We start from the raw sequence: 16359 nt of genomic DNA on the forward strand, positions 1-16359 counted from the left end.
GTGGCCGTTCCCGATCACGATGCGCCCGAAGAGGTGATGTGGCAGGGCAAGTTTGTCACAGCCAAAAAACGCGGACGCTGGGAGTATGTGTCGCGCAGCCGGGGAATCCGGGCGGCAGTAATCCTCGCGATTGACGAGGAGGATCACGTTCTTCTGGTCGAACAATATCGCGTTCCGCTGGGGCGCAGTTGCATCGAACTTCCCGCCGGTTTGATCGGCGACGATGATGACGCCGCTGACGAAGAACCCCTGGCCGCCGCAGGGCGCGAGCTGGAGGAAGAAACCGGCTTCCGCGCCGCTACGCTCGAGAACATGGGCTGTTTCTACTCTTCTCCCGGAATGGTCAGCGAGAGTTTCACGCTGGTACGCGCACGCGGCCTGACGAAGATCGGCGATGGCGGCGGAGTCGACGGTGAGAATATCACCGTCCACCGCGTTCCCCGCACCGAATTACCCCGCTTTCTCGATGAAAAGAGAAAGGCAGGTTGCGGCGTCGACGTGCGTATGCTCCTTCTGCTCGGGCAAGGAATTATCGAGGGAGAGTGAATATGGCAGGCCGTTGCAAAGGAAAGTTGGCGCTGGTAACGGGCGCCGCCCAGGGGCTTGGCGCTGCGCATGCCCGCAGGCTCGCAGAAGAAGGCGCACGGGTCCTATGCACCGATGTCAACGGCGAAGGCGCGGAAGCGACAGCCGCCCGGATCGTCGAGGAAGTGGGTGCCGGCCATGCCTATGGTGTCCAGCATGACGTTACCGACCCCGAAGCATGGGAGCGCGTGGTCGAAGCGGCGGAACGCGAACTGGGCGGGCTCAACGTGCTGGTGAACAATGCTGGGATCGGTGTAGCGGGCAACATCGAGACCTGCGATTTCGAGGACTGGAAACGCTGCTTTTCGGTCAACGTCGATTCCATTTTCCACGGCTGCCAGAAGGCCTTGCCGCTGATGCGCGAACACGCGCCAGGATCGATCATCAACATTTCCAGCATCGCCGGCCTTATCGCCAGCGACACCATGCCCGCCTACAATTCGAGCAAGGCGGCGGTGTGGATGCTGTCGAAGTCGATTGCGCTGCACTGCGCGAAAAACAACATGGATATCCGCTGCAACTCGGTCCATCCGACTTTCGTCGACACGCCGATCCTCGACGGGACGGCGAAGGCGCATAGCCTCGACAAGGGAATATTGCTGGAAAAGCTCGCCCGGCAGATCCCCCTGGGGAAAGTGGGGGAGCCGGACGATATCGCCAATGCGGTGGTCTATCTCGCCAGTGACGAGAGCAAGTTCATGACCGGTGCGGAGCTCAAGCTCGACGGCGGTATCTCGGCCATGTAAAAATTGGGACGCGGTATTGCCCCCGCGTCCCGGTTCAATCGGCGATCAGAGCGATGCCGAGGTAGATCAGGATGAAGCTGCCGAAGCCGAGCAGTGTTCCGAGCACGAAGCCGACCCGGACTAATGTGGTGTCGATCCCGAAGTGGCGGCCGATCCCGGCGCAGACGCCCATCAGCTTGCCGTTATGGCGGTCGAGGCGAAACCCGCGGCTCGGCTTTACAGCATTGTCATCGTCGCGAAATTTGAGCTGGCTCATACCAGAACTCCACCGGGCATTGCGGGGATGATGGCCGTGGCGAAAAACACCGCGGAGACGGCCAGCGAGAAGACGGCTGCGAGAAATTTGCCGCCAGACTTTTCGGTATCGAACATGAGAACTTTCCTTTTATAAACTGGGTGTGGGCGATTGCGTCAGGCGATCAGGCCTGCGGGCGATGCGGGGACGATTGCGTAAGCCATCATGAGCGCCGATGCGCCGACGGCGAAAACAGCGGCGAGAGCTTTGTTGCTGGCAAATCCGAAAGCAGACATTGTGATAATTCCCTTAAACCTTGGCTGGTTCGGCGGACCATCCGGCGAACACAAACTACTTTGCAAAGGGCGTGCCAAACTCGAAAATTGGCTGAATTCGGCCATTCCAAACTTAACCGAGACCTCCAGCACCGTTCATCAATCCGAAAGGTTGGTGAATTTTCCCAACATTTGGATTTCGCCTTTCGGCTGGTGAGCCTCATCCGCAATCGCTAGGGCTTGCGCTCCCATGCTTGACCGCATTTCCCTCAGCCGTTTCCGCAACCACGAGGCGACCGAACTGGTCGGCACCTCGCGCTTCAACCTGCTCGTGGGCGACAATGGCGCAGGCAAGACCAATGTGCTCGAGGCGCTGTCCCTGCTTTCGCCCGGGCGCGGGCTGAGACGGGCCAATCTTGCGGAAATCGTGATGCATGGGGCCGGCGCCGGTTTCGGGGTCGGGGCCAGCCTGGCTGCAGGCGACGTGGGCAACGATCCTGTGCGCCTCGCCACCTATTGCGAGAGTGCCCATCCGGGTCGCCGCCGCGTCCGCATCAACGGGGCGGACACCACAGCCACGGCGCTGGGCGAATGGATCGCGCTGACCTGGCTAACCCCGGCGATGGACGGGCTATTCACCGGCCCTTCTGCCGACCGCCGCCGCTTCCTCGACCGTATGTCCCTCGCCCTCGATCCCGCCCATGCACAACATGCCGCTCGATACGAGAGCGCCTTGCGTGAACGCAATCGCCTACTCTCCGACGAGCGTATTCCCGAAGCTGCATGGCTCGACGCCATCGAAGCGCAGATGGTGGACCATGGTGGCCGCTTGATCGCGGGGCGGGCAGCGCTGGTCGATACGCTGATGGCACGGATCGCGCATATGCCGAGCGAGCCCTTCGCCCGCCCGGCCATCACCTATACGCCGGGCGGTGCCGACAGTGCAGAGGCGCTTTCACAGGCGCTGTTCGAGGGCCGCAGGCGCGACCGCGCCGCCCAGCGCACGCTTGCCGGCCCGCATCGCGACGAGCTGGAAGTTATCCATGCGGCCAAGCGCGTCCCTGCGGCGCAAAGTTCCACTGGCGAACAGAAGGCCATGCTTGTGGCTATCACCCTCGCCCATGCCGCGCTAGCGGCACAGGGACGCGCGGGCGTCCTTCTGCTCGACGAAGTTGCCGCGCATCTCGATCCGGTTCGCCGCACGGCGCTGTTCGAGCAGCTATCCGCCAGCGGCGCGCAAGTATGGATGACCGGGACGGAAATCGCGCCATTCGACAGTATCGCCGGGGATGCGGCGATCTGGCGCGTGTCGGGCGGAACGGCCGATCCCGCTTAGCCCTCGTCGGGCAGAGCCGCCTGAACCTCGTCCAGCGTATCGGCCACCAGCGCATCGATCCCTTCTGCCGTCGGATGGATGCGGTCCGACTGGAACAGCGAGGGGTCCTGATAGATGCTTTCCAGCCAGAAGGGCACCAGCTGCGCATCATATTCGCTGGCCAGCTCACCATAGAGCTCATCGAACTGCTGCTGGTATTCGGGGCCGTAATTCGGCGGCGCGCGCATCCCCATCAGCAGGACCGGTATCTCGCGGCTCTGCAATTCCTCAAGCATTTCTTCGAAATTGGCCCGCGTATCGGCGGGCTGGATACCCCGCAGCATATCGTTGCCCCCCAGTTCAAGCAGGACGAGATCGGGCTTTGCCGCCTGCTGGTCGAGCACGAAACCCAGCCGTTGGCGACCGGCTGCGCTCGTGTCACCCGATACGCCTGCATCGACCACGCGGGCATTGATGCCCTGCTGCCGCAGTGCCCGTTCGAGCCGTTCCGGATACCCCTCGTGTTCCGCGAGATTGTATCCCGCGAACAGGCTGTCACCGAACGCAAGGATGCGCCGTTCCTCGCCCTCCACCGCAATATCCTCGGGTGCCGCGGTTTCGCTGGAGGGAGCATCCGCGATCTCCGCATCCTCCGCCTCGCTTCCGCAAGCGGCGAGCGAAAGGGCGAGCAGGGGTATCGACAAACTACTGAGGCGCATCGGCGGACTTCCTTGTGTGGATATGGCGCTTCTGCCATCGCAGCCATGTGACAACTTCTCAAGATGCGATCATCGCGCGCGACCTGCGCCTCACCCTCGGCTCCTCCGAAGCACCGGTAGAAATCCTCAAGGGCCTCGACCTGACCATCAAGGCCGGGGAAACCGTGGCGTTGCTTGGTCCGTCCGGCTCCGGCAAGAGTTCGCTCATGGCGGTGCTGTCGGGACTGGAACGTGCCAGTTCGGGTACGTTGCAGATTGCGGGACAGAACTTCGCCACACTGGATGAAGACGAACTGGCCCGGGCCCGCCGCGGACGGATCGGTATCGTCCTCCAGGCTTTCCACCTGCTGCCGACGATGACCGCGCTGGAAAATGTCGCCACGCCGATGGAGCTTGCTGGCGAAAGCGATGCACAGGTCCGGGCAAAGGCCGAACTCGAGGCCGTGGGTCTCGGCCACCGGCTGGACCATTACCCGCAGCAGCTTTCCGGCGGCGAGCAGCAGCGTGTCGCCATCGCCCGCGCCATCGCGCCCCGCCCCGATCTGATCTTTGCCGATGAGCCGACAGGCAATCTCGACGCCGCGACCGGTCACGAAATCGTGGAACTGCTCTTTAAACGCCGCGCAGAAACCGGCGCGACCCTGCTGGTGATCACGCACGACCCCGAACTGGCAGATCACTGCGAGCGGGTGCTGACGCTCGGCGATGGCCGCATTGCCAGCGACACCTCTGCATGAGCTGGGGTACGGCCTGGCGGATCGCGCGCCGCGATCTCAATGCACGCTTCAAGGGGCTGCGGCTCCTCCTGGTGTGCATCTTCCTCGGCACCGCTGCCCTTGCGGCAATCGGTTCCCTGACCGCCGCGATCGAGCGCGAGCTGTCGGCGAATGGTCAGGCTTTCCTCGGCGGGGATCTCCAGATCGAGCTGTGGCAGCGCTCGCTCAACGATGAAGAGCGCAGCGCGCTGGAAGAACTCGGGACCGTCTCTGCCGGTACCCGCCTGCAGGCCATGGCGCGCAAGGACGATATCGCAGCGCCTATCGAACTGAAGGCCGTCGACAGCGCCTATCCGCTCTACGGCACGCTGACACTGGAGGGTGGCCGTGAAGTGGGCGCGCCCAGCGGCAACCAGGCCTATCTCGCCCCGGGTGCGGCGGACAGGCTTGGCGTCGGCGAAGGCGACAGTATCGCCGTCGGGACCGAAATGCTGGTGGTCGAAGGGATTATCGATGATGAGCCCGACCGTTTGGGTGAAGGATTCCAGCTCGGCCCGACCATTATCGTCGCCGAAGACGTACCGCAGCGTGCCGGCCTGCTGGCACCGGGTGCAATGTACCAGAGCAAGACCCGCGTGGCGCTTTCTTCCCCCACCGACCTCGAACAGGTGGAGGAAGACCTCGAAGCACGCTTCCCCGATGCCGGGTTCGATATCGACACTGCCGAACGCGCCGCGCCGGGCACCGACCGCTTCGTCGAACGAATGAGCGAGTTTCTGACGCTCGTCGGTCTCGCCGCGCTGGTAATCGCCGGCATCGGGATCGGCGGCGGTGTCTCGTCCTATCTCGACGCGCGGCGACAATCGGTGGCAACCTTCAAGGTATTGGGTGCCGACAGCCGCGATATCGCGCGGATATATGCACTGCAGATATTCGCAGCCTCCGCAGTCGGATCGCTGGCCGGTCTGGCAGTTGGCGTGGCGACCGTCCCGCTACTCGCCTCTGCGCTGGAGGGCTTGTTGCCGGTCGACGCCGGGTTCGTGATCGATCCCGGCGCTCTCCTGCTCGCTGCCGCTTACGGACTGCTGGTTGCACTCGTTTTCGCCGCGCCTCCGCTGATGCGCGCCCGGCATTTCCCGGCCATGGCACTCATGCGCGCGCGGGTCGCGCCGCTGGCTCGCGACAGATCGGCAATTCTGGTCGTGGTCGCCGGGCTGGCAGCCATCGTCGCGCTCGCCCTTCTGACCTCGAGCCGTCCCATGCTCGCCGCCGGCTTCCTTGCCGGTGCAGCCGTAGTGCTTGGCCTGCTGGCCCTGCTCGGCTGGCTGATCCGCAAGGGCGCGGCTGCCCTGCCCCGCCCCGCCAGTCCGATCGCGCGCGCGGCACTCGCCAATATTTACCGGCCCGGTTCGAGCACGGGCGCGCTGGTCACAGCCTTGGGCTTCGGCCTTGCCGCCTTCGTCCTCCTCGCCGCAATCCAGAGTTCGATAGACGGCAATATCGAAAGCCGTGTGCCTCAGCAGGCCCCGGACTATTTCGTGCTCGACGTGCCCCGCGACCGCGAGGCCGATTTCCGCGCGGTGGTGGAAGCGACCGACAACGAGGCGCAAATCCGCACCGTGGCCGCCTTGCGCGGTGCCGTGCTGGCTTTCGGGTCGGACGGGGACATGACCCGCACCTCCACTCTCGAAGACATTCCGGACGGCGCCTGGGCGCTGCGAGGCGAACGCGGCCTGACCTATGCCGAAGAAGTGCCGGCAGGCAACGAACTGACCGATGGCAATTGGTGGGGCCCGATGTACCAGGGGGAACCGCTGGTATCGGTGGACGAGGAATTCGCGGAAGCCGCGGGCCTCGAAATCGGCGACAAGCTCACCTTCGGCGTGCTGGGCGCGGAGATAGAGACCCGTATCGCCAACACACGTCGCATCGACTGGGAAAGCATGGGCTTCAACTATGTCTTCGTGCTCAGCCCGAATGCCCTGCGCGACACCCCGCACAATCTGGCGGCGACTATAGAGCTTTCCGAAGGAACGCCCACCGGACCGCTGCTGCAGGCCCTCGTGCGCGAATTCCCTTCGACCTCGGTGATCGAGGTCGGCGGTGTCCTGCAACAGGCGCGCACAATCCTCGAGCAGGTTGGCCTGGCTACTCTCGCTGCGGCAAGCGTTGCTGTGCTGGCAGGACTTGCCGTCTTGCTCGGCGCTATCGCGGCCGCACGCGCCTCGCGCACCTACGATACAGTCGTGCTCCGCGTGCTCGGCGCGGATCGGCGGCAGTTGCTGGCCATGCAGCTGGCCGAATATGCGCTACTGGCAGGCGCACTGGCGATAGTCGCCCTCAGCCTCGGCAGCCTGACCGCGTGGCTGGTGGTGACACAGCTGTTCGAATTCGACTGGCTGCCCGACTGGAGCGAGGTCTTCGCCGTGCTGGGCGTGGGATTGGCCGTGGTGCTGATATTCGCCGTAGGCGGATCGCTGCCGCTGCTTCGCACGAAACCCGCACAGGCATTGCGGGCACTTTAGTCCGAACAAGAAAAAGGGGGCCCGAAAGCCCCCTTCCCCAATTTCCGATCTGATCTTTCGGATCAGAACTTGAACTTCGCGGCGACGCCGTAGGTGCGCGGCTGGTTCGGATAGCCCGAAATCGCCTGCCCTTGCGCGACCGCCGGGAAGATCGTCGTGATGTACCGCTCGTCGAGCAGGTTGCGGCCCCACAGCGTAAGCTCCAGCCCCATATCCATCGCATATGTGATGGAGGCGTTGAGGCTGTTCACTTCGCGGGTGAACGGAAGCGCCGCATCGCGGGCCGGTTCGAAATCACGCTCGCCCGTGACCGGATCGGTGACGATGTAGTTCGTCAGGCCGTTCAGCATCTGGACGGGCGACTGGTAGGAGAAATCGCCGCGCAGGATGATGCGATCGCCCGCGTCGTTGATTTCCTTGTTGTAGGTCGCGCCGAACACTGCCGAAAGCTCGGGAACACCGGCGACCTGTACGCCCGAAAGGTCGCCCACCGGCGAATTTTCGAAGCTGTCGTAGATCGGGTCGAGATAGGTCATCGCGACATTCAGCGTCAGCGAATCGGTCGGGCGGACATTTCCGTCGAACTCGATGCCGAAGGTTTCCTGCTTGCCGGCGTTCGACAGGATGAACGACGTACCGGTGAAGGTGTTCGCCTGGAAATCCTTGATGTTCTGCTGGAACACCGTGAGGTTTGCAGCGGCGTAGTCCCAGTTGCCCTTGATACCGAGTTCGAAGACTTCGGAATTTTCGGCTTCGGCGAAACGGGTTCCGGGGCGCAGGTTGGTGACCGCCAGGCCCTGTGCCTGCAACTGGGCGAAATCGCCCTCCAGCGGACGGCTGTCACGCGAGAGGTTGAAGCTCGGTGCCTTGTATCCGGTCGCCCAGCTTGCATAGACATTGAGCGTCGGCGTGACCTCGTAGGCGAGGCGCACGTTGTAGCTCCAGTCATCATCGTCCGTCGCACAATCTTCGACTGCGTTGGGGCAGTTTTGCATGGGCGGCAGGAACTGGAGCGGCCTGAGTGCCAACAGCGGGTTTACAGCCGGGTTCGTATCGTTCGCATCTGCGAAAGCCTGGACGCCTGCAGAGACCTGCTGGAAACCTGCCGGGTTCGCACCGGCGAAAGCGCCTATTTCAGCCTGCGTCGCCGGACGGCCGAGGCCGAGCAGTGTACCGACTTGCGTGGCAAGACCCTGCGCGAAGATCGCGCGATTGCCCGAACCAACCAGATCAACATTCGAGAACACGTCGGTGCTCGTCGAATTGGTGACGATCTGCTTCTTGTCCTTGGTATAGTTGGCACCGAGCGTCAGCACGAGACGGTCGGTGAAGGCGAAGTCGAGATTGCCGAAGATCGAGTAGGCTTCGTTATCCTGCACGATATTGTTGAAGAAGCCCTGCCCTTCGGCGAAGAACTGGCCGGTGTAGTCGGTGCCGTCGAGCGCGGAGAGAGTGGCTTCCAGCGAATCGACATTCTGCGCTCCGTCGGTTGCGCCCTGAAGCAGCAGGTTGGCATAGGAACGGAAATCCTCGCCGAAGACGATCTGGTCCGACGTATCGACGGTCTCGTCGAAGTAATAGCCTCCGAGCAGGAAGTTGAGCGGGCCGTCGAAATCCGACGCGATGCGCAGTTCCTGCGTGAAGGTATCGATCGCGGCATCGCCGATGTTCGCGCCGGTCACCGCGTCGAGGCTGGTGAAGTCGACGTCCTGATCCGCCATCAGCGAGGTTTCACGATAGGAGGTGATCGAGGTCAGCGTGACGGGGCCCAGTTCATAGTCCAGATGGCCCGAGATACCATAGTTCTCGATTTCGTTGATCGGATCGACATCGGTGAAGATCACATCGCCATCGGGGTTGTTACGGAAGTCGTTGACCTGCCCGCCGAGCAGCTGGATCGCGCCGATTTCCGCCGAGGGACGGACGTTCACGACGCCGCAGCAACGCTCTTCGATCTTGTCGTAATCACCGATGATGCGGGCAGTGAACGGACCGCCGTTGTCGAACAGCAGCTGGCCGCGGGTAAACCAGCGGTTGCGATCGTTGACGTCCTGGCCGTTGACGCCATTGGTCAAATAGCCGTCGCGGTTGTTCCAGCCAGCGCCGGCACTGAAAGCGACCGAATCGGAGATGGGGCCGGTGATATAGCCCTTTACGACCTTGGCATCGTAATTGCCGTAACTCGCCTCGACCATGCCGTTGAAGTCGAATTCCGGCTCCTTGGTCACGATGGAGATGACACCGGCACTGGCATTCTTGCCGAACAGGGTCGACTGCGGTCCGCGCAGGACCTCGACGCGCTGGATGTCGGGAAGGTCGGAAATCTGCGAAACCGCACGGCTGCGATAAACGCCGTCCACGAACATGGCGACCGAGGGTTCGAGACCGATGTTATTGCCGTCCGTGCCGAAGCCGCGGATCGAATAGCTGGTGGCGAAAGCGCTCTGCAGCTGGCTGACGCGAAGCGAGGGAACCACGGTCGCCAGATCGGCGATGTCGCGGATTTGTGCGCGCTCGATCGTCTCGGCGCTCGTCACGCTGACAGCAACGGGGACTTCCTGCAGCGTCTGTTCGCGCTTGGTGGCGGTGACGACAATGACGTTCGGATCGGGGCTTTCCGCCTGTTCTTCGGCGGTATCGTATTCGGCGGCCTGTTCCTGACCTTCTTCCTGTGCCGATGCCACCGAAGGCACAACGAGGGCGGCGGTGCCGACCAGCAGGGCGGAACGAACGGTCGCGGCGCGACCGACAGCAGAAAATTTCATATTAAGGCGTCCTCTCAAACGATGCGTATCTTTGGCCTGACATGCAGTCCCCAAACCACGCAGACATATGCGGATTATTGGGTCTGTCCCCTGCTCTCAAGGATTTAGCGACGGCTTTCGACAGGCAGAAGCAATGTGTGCCTTTCGAGTCACACACGGCTGAGCTTGCCGCAGTGCACCATATCGGCTAGGGGCGCGCACGAATTGGCAGGGCCGATTTGCGCCCGCCGCTACGGCATCCTTACGAAAGCAACTACTATGTCCCGCGACCTTCGCAACGTGGCGATCATCGCCCACGTCGACCACGGCAAAACTACTCTGGTCGATCAACTTTTTCGTCAGTCGGGCACGTTCCGCGAAAACCAGCGCGTGGAAGAGCGTGCGATGGATTCGAACGACCTCGAAAAGGAACGCGGGATCACGATTCTCGCCAAGTGCACCAGCGTGGAAAAGCACGGCGTGCGCATCAATATCGTCGACACGCCCGGCCACGCCGACTTCGGTGCCGAGGTGGAGCGTATTCTCTCCATGGTCGACGGGGTCATCCTGCTGGTCGATTCCGCCGAAGGCCCGATGCCGCAGACCAAGTTCGTCACCGGCAAGGCGCTGGGCCTCGGTCTGCGCCCCATCGTGGTGGTCAACAAGATCGACCGCAGCGATGCGCGCCCGCAGGAAGTGCTCGACGAAGTGTTCGATCTCTTCGCCAGCCTCGATGCGACAGACGAACAGCTCGACTTCCCCAGCCTTTGGGCCTCGGGCCGCGACGGTTATGCCAGCGAAGACGAAAATGCCCGCGAAGGCGATCTCGAACCGCTGTTCAAGCTGATCATCGATCACGTGCCCGCGCCGGGCCTCGATACGGAAGCACCGTTCAGCTTCCTCGCCACCCTGCTCGACCGTGACAACTTCATGGGCCGCGTCCTCACCGGCCGCGTCCAGTCCGGCACGGTCAAGCTCAACGATCCGATCCATGCGCTCGATGCCGATGGCAAGATCATCGAAGTCGGTCGCGCAACCAAGCTGCTGTCCTTCGACGGGCTCGACCGCGTGCCGGTGGAAAGCGCCGAAGCTGGCGACATCATCGCGCTGGCGGGCTTGGAGAAGGCCACCGTCGCCAACACCATCGCCGATCCTTCGGTGAAGACCCCTATCGAGGCACAGCCGATCGATCCGCCCACGCTGGCCATGCGCTTCGCCGTCAACGACAGCCCGCTTGCTGGCCGCGAAGGCAGCAAGGTCACCAGCCGCATGATCCGCGACCGCCTCTATCGCGAAGCGGAAACCAATGTCGCCATCCGCATCACCGAAAGCGAAGACAAGGACAGTTTCGAAGTTGCCGGCCGCGGCGAACTCCAGCTCGGCGTCCTCATCGAAACCATGCGCCGCGAAGGCTTCGAACTCGGCATCAGCCGCCCGCGCGTGCTGTTCCGTGAAGAGAACGGGCAGCGTATGGAGCCGTTCGAAACCGTCGTCATCGACGTGGACGACGAACATTCGGGCACGGTCGTGGAGAAGATGCAGCGCCGCAAGGCAGAGCTCACCGAAATGCGCCCCTCGGGCCAGGGCAAGACCCGCATCACCTTCTCCGCCCCCAGCCGTGGCCTGATCGGCTATCACGGCGAATTCCTGTCCGACACGCGCGGCACGGGCATCATGAACCGCCTGTTCGAGAAGTACGACACCTATCGCGGCAAGATCGAGGGACGCCAGAACGGCGTGCTCATCTCGATGGTCTCAGGCGAGGCCGTACCCTATGCGCTCAATATGCTGGAAGAACGTGGCGAGCTGTTCATCAGCGGCGGTGCCAAGATCTACGAAGGCATGATCATCGGCGAAAACGCCAAGCCGGACGATCTCGAAGTCAACCCGATGAAGTCGAAGCAGCTGACCAACTTCCGCTCGACCGGCAAGGACGATTCGATCCGCCTCACCCCGCCCCGCGTGATGACGCTGGAACAGGCCATCGCCTATATCGACGACGACGAGATGGTCGAAGTGACGCCGGAAAGCATCCGCCTGCGCAAGTCCATCCTCGACCCTCACGAACGCAAGCGCCACAAGCGCTCGATGGGCGGCTGATTCAGGGTCTCAGCACAAGAGCCCCACCGGCAGGTGCACCGCGCAAAAGGCGCGTCATGAGGAAGGTGACGAGGGTGGCAGGCATCAAATTTGCCTGGTCCACCCTCTGCGGTTGCAGAAAACCGGCTATTCGCCCGCCAATGCTTCCATTACGTCTTCCCAGGACACGAGCTTGAAGTTCTGTGCCTCGGGTTCGTTCGCGCCGTCCTGAGCCACGAACAGCCCGCCGGGATAAAGCGACCCGAAACTGCCCGAAGCCAGCTCTATACCGTCGGTTTCCTCGGTACTGCCGAAAGTTCCGGCGGCGATGCGAAAGCGGCCCACGGGTGCCATCTCCGGCAATTCATAAACGGCATAGGTATTGTCGCCCTGGCTCGACGCGACCAGCATTCCGCCGTCTTCACCCTGAGGATAGATCGCCAAGCCTTCGACATCGGCAACGAGCATGCGATTGTCGACCCGGGCAACCAGACGCTTGCTGGCGTCCATATCCGCGCTGTCCATGTCGAACGCCCAGATGCCGGTAACCTCTTCGCCGATGTACAGAGTGCGGGTGCGTTCATCGACCACGCAGCCTTCGGGCTGGCTTGCTACGCGGGCGACAGCCTGCGTCTGCCCGGCGATCTGCCCGCCGCCGGTGTTCACCACGGTACGATAGATCACGCCGTTCTTCGGTGCGCTGAAGATCGACAGCGAGCCATCCCGTTCGTCTTTGCCGAAGCAGATGCCATAGCCTTCGCCCGGCCCAACCGAGAGGCGGGCAGCCTGGCTCAATGACCCGGTAGCCGGATCGAGAAAGGCGAGCAGGATATGGGCCGTGGCGATATCGCTCCGGTCGCTCGCCGCGACCAGTATGCGTCCATCCTCCAGTTCGGCGAGATCGACGTTGTTCAAGCCGGCACCGTCGAAGAAGGAAAGCTGCCGGCCCTGCAGGTCATAGACATGCAGGCCAGCCTTCTTGTCGGTCGCGACGATCAGGCTTTTTTCCGGATTTTCCGGATTGCGCCAGATGGCCGGATCGTCGGCGGCATCTTCTGCCGCGGTCCCTACCGGCACGGTTTCGGCCTTGGCGAAAACCGGAACGGCAGGATCTCCCTGGATCGGTATCGAAGCGCAGCCGCCTGCGATACCGAGGGATGCGAGAACGAAGAGCTTGAATGTGCCGGGCATCAGAACGTCGACCTCACGCCGCCCTTCATGGTCCAGTTGTATTCCTCGTATTGATAGAGGTTACGCTGGCCGCCAAGGTTGTTGTAGGCGAAATACTTGGCGTCGTTGATGTTGATCCACTCGTAGAACAGCTGGATGTTGTCGTTCAGGCGATATTTCGCGCTCAGATCCAGCTGGAAGTGGTCGTCGACATAGCGATCCAGCTCCGGATCGCCTGCCAGTTCATCCAGATACTTGTCGCGATATGTGCCCGAAAGCCGGATATCGATCGGTCCCTTGTCATAGCCGATCGAGATGTTGCCGGTGTGCTTCGAGGTCGTCGGCAGGGGAATGTCGCGCGGTCCATCGGCTGCCGTCAGCGTAACGGTGCCATCTCCGTCGGTGAACGTATAGTTCGCCCGTACCACGAACCCGTCCAGGGCGCCGGTGAAGGCCTTTGATGCGCCGAGTTCGAAGCCGAGCACATCGGCCTTGTCACCGTTGAACCAGATCGTCGCCTCGTCGAAGGGAACGCCGCGGAATACGCCGTTGTAAGGGCCGTCGTCCGCCTCGAACACGGTCTCGACGAAGAAATCCTCGATGCTCTTGTAGAAGACCGAAGCGAAGATCGCGCCGTTGGTGTCGAAGTAGTATTCTGCCGCAGCATCGAGGTTCCATGCTTCGGCCGGGCGCAGTTCGGGATTGCCGAATTCGCCTTCGCGTTCGCCATCGTCCGCCTCCTCCACGGCAAAGCGCGGGGCCTGCTGGAACGGACCCGGACGCACGATCGAGCGATAGCCCGCCGCGCGGAGAACCAGGTTGGGCGTTGCCTCGTAACGCAGGTTGAGGCTCGGCAGCCAGTGATCGTAATCCTTTTCGATCGATGTCGGGGTAACGATTACCGTATCGTCGGTCGCGGTGCTGCCATCGGGCAGCGTGCCATCTTCCTCAACCAGCAGCACATCGTTGCCGGACAGGATATTCGACGTATTCTCGTAGCGCACGCCGCCGATGATCGACAGGGTGGAGCTATCCCAGCGACCGAGCAGATAGCCAGCGAGGATATCTTCCTCGACCACGAAATCCTCGACAGCACTGTCGAAGGTACCGTCGATTTCCTGCAGTTCGAAGCTGTCGAAATTGCCGAAGAAGAAGTCGCTCGCTTCGGTATATCCCGGAACAGGCTCGATATCGGTGATACGATAGGTCTGCTCCAGCCCAAGCGCATCGGCCAGCGTGTAATTGTCGCGTTCGTAGAACTCGACCGTGCCGTTGAAGCTCTTTTCACGCCAGCGGCCCTTTGCACCCGCCTGCACAGTGAATTCGCCCGTGTCTGTTGCGAAGCGGCGGCCGAAATCGAGCTTCGCCGCATATTCCTCGTCCTGGCTGTCCGACAGGGCGACGAATTCGATATCGTTCAGGTCATAGGCCAACGGGTCGAAGAAGTCGCCCGGGTCGGAAATTACCGAATATTGCGGCAGGCGCGGATCGGAAACGTCGAAACCTACCTGAAGCCCTTCACCTTCGTATTCGCGTTCGAAAGCGGCAGGGTCGATGCTTCCATCCTCGCGCTCGCTCGATTTCGCCCAGCTAACCGAATAATCGGCAAACCAGGCACCCCAGTCGCTTTCGCCTCCGGCGACCATGCTGCGGATACGCTGGCTTTCGAAGCGATCCTTGACGTCGCGCTCGATGGTGATGGCCTCGTCATCGTCGTAAACGAGATTGTCGCTGCTGCCCGAGACCCCGGCATCGCCCAGATCGAAGGTCAACCGACGGCGGAATTCCTGGTCGTCGAACTGGCTGTAGATGCCGCGCAGGTAGAGGGCGGTACTGTCGCCGGCGCGGAAATCCAGGCCCAGGGTGGCACTGATACGCTCGCGCTCGACATCGTAGTCGCGGTACTGGAATTCCTCGGCATAGATCAGGCCGTCGTCGTCTTCCCAGTCGTCGGCCTCGATATTGTCCGTCTCGAACGTGCGCCGGTAATAGGACAAACCACCCGTGACGCCGAAATTCTCGTTCACGCGGTAAGAGAAGTCGACGCTGCCCTTGGGGCTGATTTCATCGGCCAGCTCGTTGTAGCTGCCCTCGAGCTTGACTGTGAGCAGGTCCTTGGTGCGGTCGAAGGCGCTGGTCGTCTCGATTTCGACCGAGGCACCGATGGTGTCGGCATCCATATCGGGCGTCAGAGACTTCTTCACCTCGATGGATTCGATGATATCGGAGCTGATGACATCGAGCGCCACGGCGCGGATGTCGTTTTCCGGCGAAGGCAAGCGTACGCCGTTGAGCGAGGTCGCGTTCAGGCTGGGAGACAGGCCGCGGATAGACACGAAACGGCCTTCGCCCTGATCGTTGAGCACATTGACGCCCGGCAGGCGGCGCAGGCTCTCCGCAACATTCTGGTCCGGGAACTGGCCGATGGCATCGCGGGACAGGACGTCGGAGATCACGTCGTTCTCGCGCTTGCGCGAAAGGGCGCTGGCAAGGTTGGCGGCCTGGCCGATGACCAGGATTTCATCGTCGCTACCGATGCCGGACAGGCGCAATGTCGCGCCGACCGTTCCTGCTGCCGGGACATCGATCTTCTGAGTGACCGGGTCGGCGCCCACGTAGCGTACTTCGAGCGTGTAGGTGCCCTCGGGCACATTTGCGAAGCGGAAAGAGCCGTCGCGTTCGGTCGACAGTGTACGGTCGAGCTCGACGATACGGACTTCGGCTGCACGCAGGGCAATCGTGTCGTTGGCATCGGTCACCGTGCCGGTGATATCTCCGGCAAACGCAGGTGCCGCCACGCAGAATGCGACCACGCTCGCAGCAAGTTTGAGAGAATTTCGGGTTATTTTAGTCATGTGAGCCCTCCAGTTGGAGGCGCGTCTAGGACCGGCGTTTGACGCAATCGTGTCGCTTGCGGGACGGAATCAAGACATTGTGACGCTATCGTTGCAGGGGCCCGGCAATGGATTGATTTTCCTACACCGGCCCTCCCGTGATAATCTGCGCAAAGGCTCTTTCCCTTCGTCCATCCCCGTCAGGCCTGCTTCAGGTCAGGGTTCGCCTGCAAGCCGACATTCGCGCGCGGCAAACCGACATGGCGCGCCTCTAAGCCGACAGTCGGCACTCATAAGCTGGCACTTTTCCGGCCCAAGCCGACGCCGGAAGTCGCAAGCTGACGCCTTTTTGCGCAAGCCGACAAACTCTTCGCCCTGGACTGTGTAACACCCGGTCCATGTCTCCCGGCGGCGCG

General features: G+C 62.2%; 13 protein-coding genes. 7 read left to right on the forward strand and 6 right to left on the reverse strand.

Going from position 1 to position 16359, the window contains the following annotated elements:
* A complete protein-coding gene (locus AC13CE_RS02625; protein ID WP_345719436.1) occupies positions 1-546 on the forward strand; it encodes an NUDIX hydrolase in 546 nt (181 codons plus the stop codon).
* Between the two features lie 2 nt (positions 547-548).
* Complete coding sequence (locus AC13CE_RS02630; protein WP_221539254.1) at positions 549-1331, forward strand: SDR family oxidoreductase; 783 nt, start codon at positions 549-551, stop codon at positions 1329-1331.
* Between the two features lie 34 nt (positions 1332-1365).
* Here the strand turns inward: AC13CE_RS02630 and AC13CE_RS02635 are convergent, their stop codons facing one another.
* Together AC13CE_RS02635 and AC13CE_RS02640 are read right to left on the reverse strand one after the other, a co-directional pair.
* Complete coding sequence (locus AC13CE_RS02635) at positions 1366-1587, reverse strand: PspC domain-containing protein (protein WP_221539256.1); 222 nt, start codon at positions 1585-1587, stop codon at positions 1366-1368.
* Positions 1584-1703: a recombination protein F gene (locus AC13CE_RS02640; RefSeq protein WP_221539258.1), complete on the reverse strand. Its 120-nt coding sequence runs from the start codon at positions 1701-1703 to the stop codon at positions 1584-1586. Before AC13CE_RS02640 ends, AC13CE_RS02635 begins: the two co-directional genes overlap by 4 nt.
* 88 nt (positions 1704-1791) lie before the next feature.
* Between AC13CE_RS02640 and AC13CE_RS02645 the strand changes: the two genes are divergently transcribed.
* Positions 1792-2058, forward strand: a complete 267-nt coding sequence (locus AC13CE_RS02645; protein ID WP_221539260.1) for a hypothetical protein — start codon at positions 1792-1794, stop codon at positions 2056-2058.
* A gap of 33 nt (positions 2059-2091) precedes the next feature.
* The gene (gene recF / locus AC13CE_RS02650) at positions 2092-3177 is read left to right on the forward strand and encodes a DNA replication/repair protein RecF (protein WP_221539262.1); all 1086 of its coding nucleotides are present in this window, start codon (positions 2092-2094) and stop codon (positions 3175-3177) included.
* Here recF and AC13CE_RS02655 read toward each other — a convergent pair.
* Positions 3174-3875 carry an arylesterase gene (locus AC13CE_RS02655; protein ID WP_221539264.1) on the reverse strand — a complete coding sequence of 234 codons (702 nt, stop codon included), beginning with the start codon at positions 3873-3875 and terminating at the stop codon, positions 3174-3176. The two genes, recF and AC13CE_RS02655, sit on opposite strands and share 4 nt — an antisense overlap.
* Positions 3876-3922: 47 nt before the next feature.
* Between AC13CE_RS02655 and AC13CE_RS02660 the strand changes: the two genes are divergently transcribed.
* Both AC13CE_RS02660 and AC13CE_RS02665 read left to right on the forward strand, forming a co-directional pair.
* On the forward strand, positions 3923-4612 hold the full coding sequence (locus AC13CE_RS02660) for an ABC transporter ATP-binding protein (RefSeq protein ID WP_473821761.1): 690 nt from the start codon (positions 3923-3925) through the stop codon (positions 4610-4612).
* Positions 4609-7116: an ABC transporter permease gene (locus AC13CE_RS02665; RefSeq protein ID WP_482971384.1), complete on the forward strand. Its 2508-nt coding sequence runs from the start codon at positions 4609-4611 to the stop codon at positions 7114-7116. Before AC13CE_RS02660 ends, AC13CE_RS02665 begins: the two co-directional genes overlap by 4 nt.
* Positions 7117-7178: 62 nt before the next feature.
* Here AC13CE_RS02665 and AC13CE_RS02670 read toward each other — a convergent pair whose 3' ends face one another.
* Positions 7179-9881, reverse strand: coding sequence for a TonB-dependent receptor (locus AC13CE_RS02670; RefSeq protein WP_482971385.1), 2703 nt, complete (start codon positions 9879-9881; stop codon positions 7179-7181).
* 258 nt (positions 9882-10139) lie between these two features.
* On the opposite strand from AC13CE_RS02670, the gene typA reads away from it, so the two are divergent.
* A complete protein-coding gene (typA, locus tag AC13CE_RS02675) occupies positions 10140-11960 on the forward strand; it encodes a translational GTPase TypA (protein ID WP_482971386.1) in 1821 nt (606 codons plus the stop codon).
* A 126-nt stretch (positions 11961-12086) separates the two neighbouring features.
* Here typA and AC13CE_RS02680 read toward each other — a convergent pair whose 3' ends face one another.
* Together AC13CE_RS02680 and AC13CE_RS02685 are read right to left on the reverse strand one after the other, a co-directional pair.
* Positions 12087-13130, reverse strand: a complete 1044-nt coding sequence (locus tag AC13CE_RS02680) for a phytase (RefSeq protein ID WP_482971387.1) — start codon at positions 13128-13130, stop codon at positions 12087-12089.
* Positions 13130-15964: a TonB-dependent receptor gene (locus AC13CE_RS02685; RefSeq protein ID WP_482971388.1), complete on the reverse strand. Its 2835-nt coding sequence runs from the start codon at positions 15962-15964 to the stop codon at positions 13130-13132. The genes AC13CE_RS02680 and AC13CE_RS02685 overlap by 1 nt, the downstream gene beginning before the upstream one ends.
* Positions 15965-16359: the final 395 nt, after the last annotated feature.

The organism is Qipengyuania sp. B-5 (assembly GCF_056857815.1).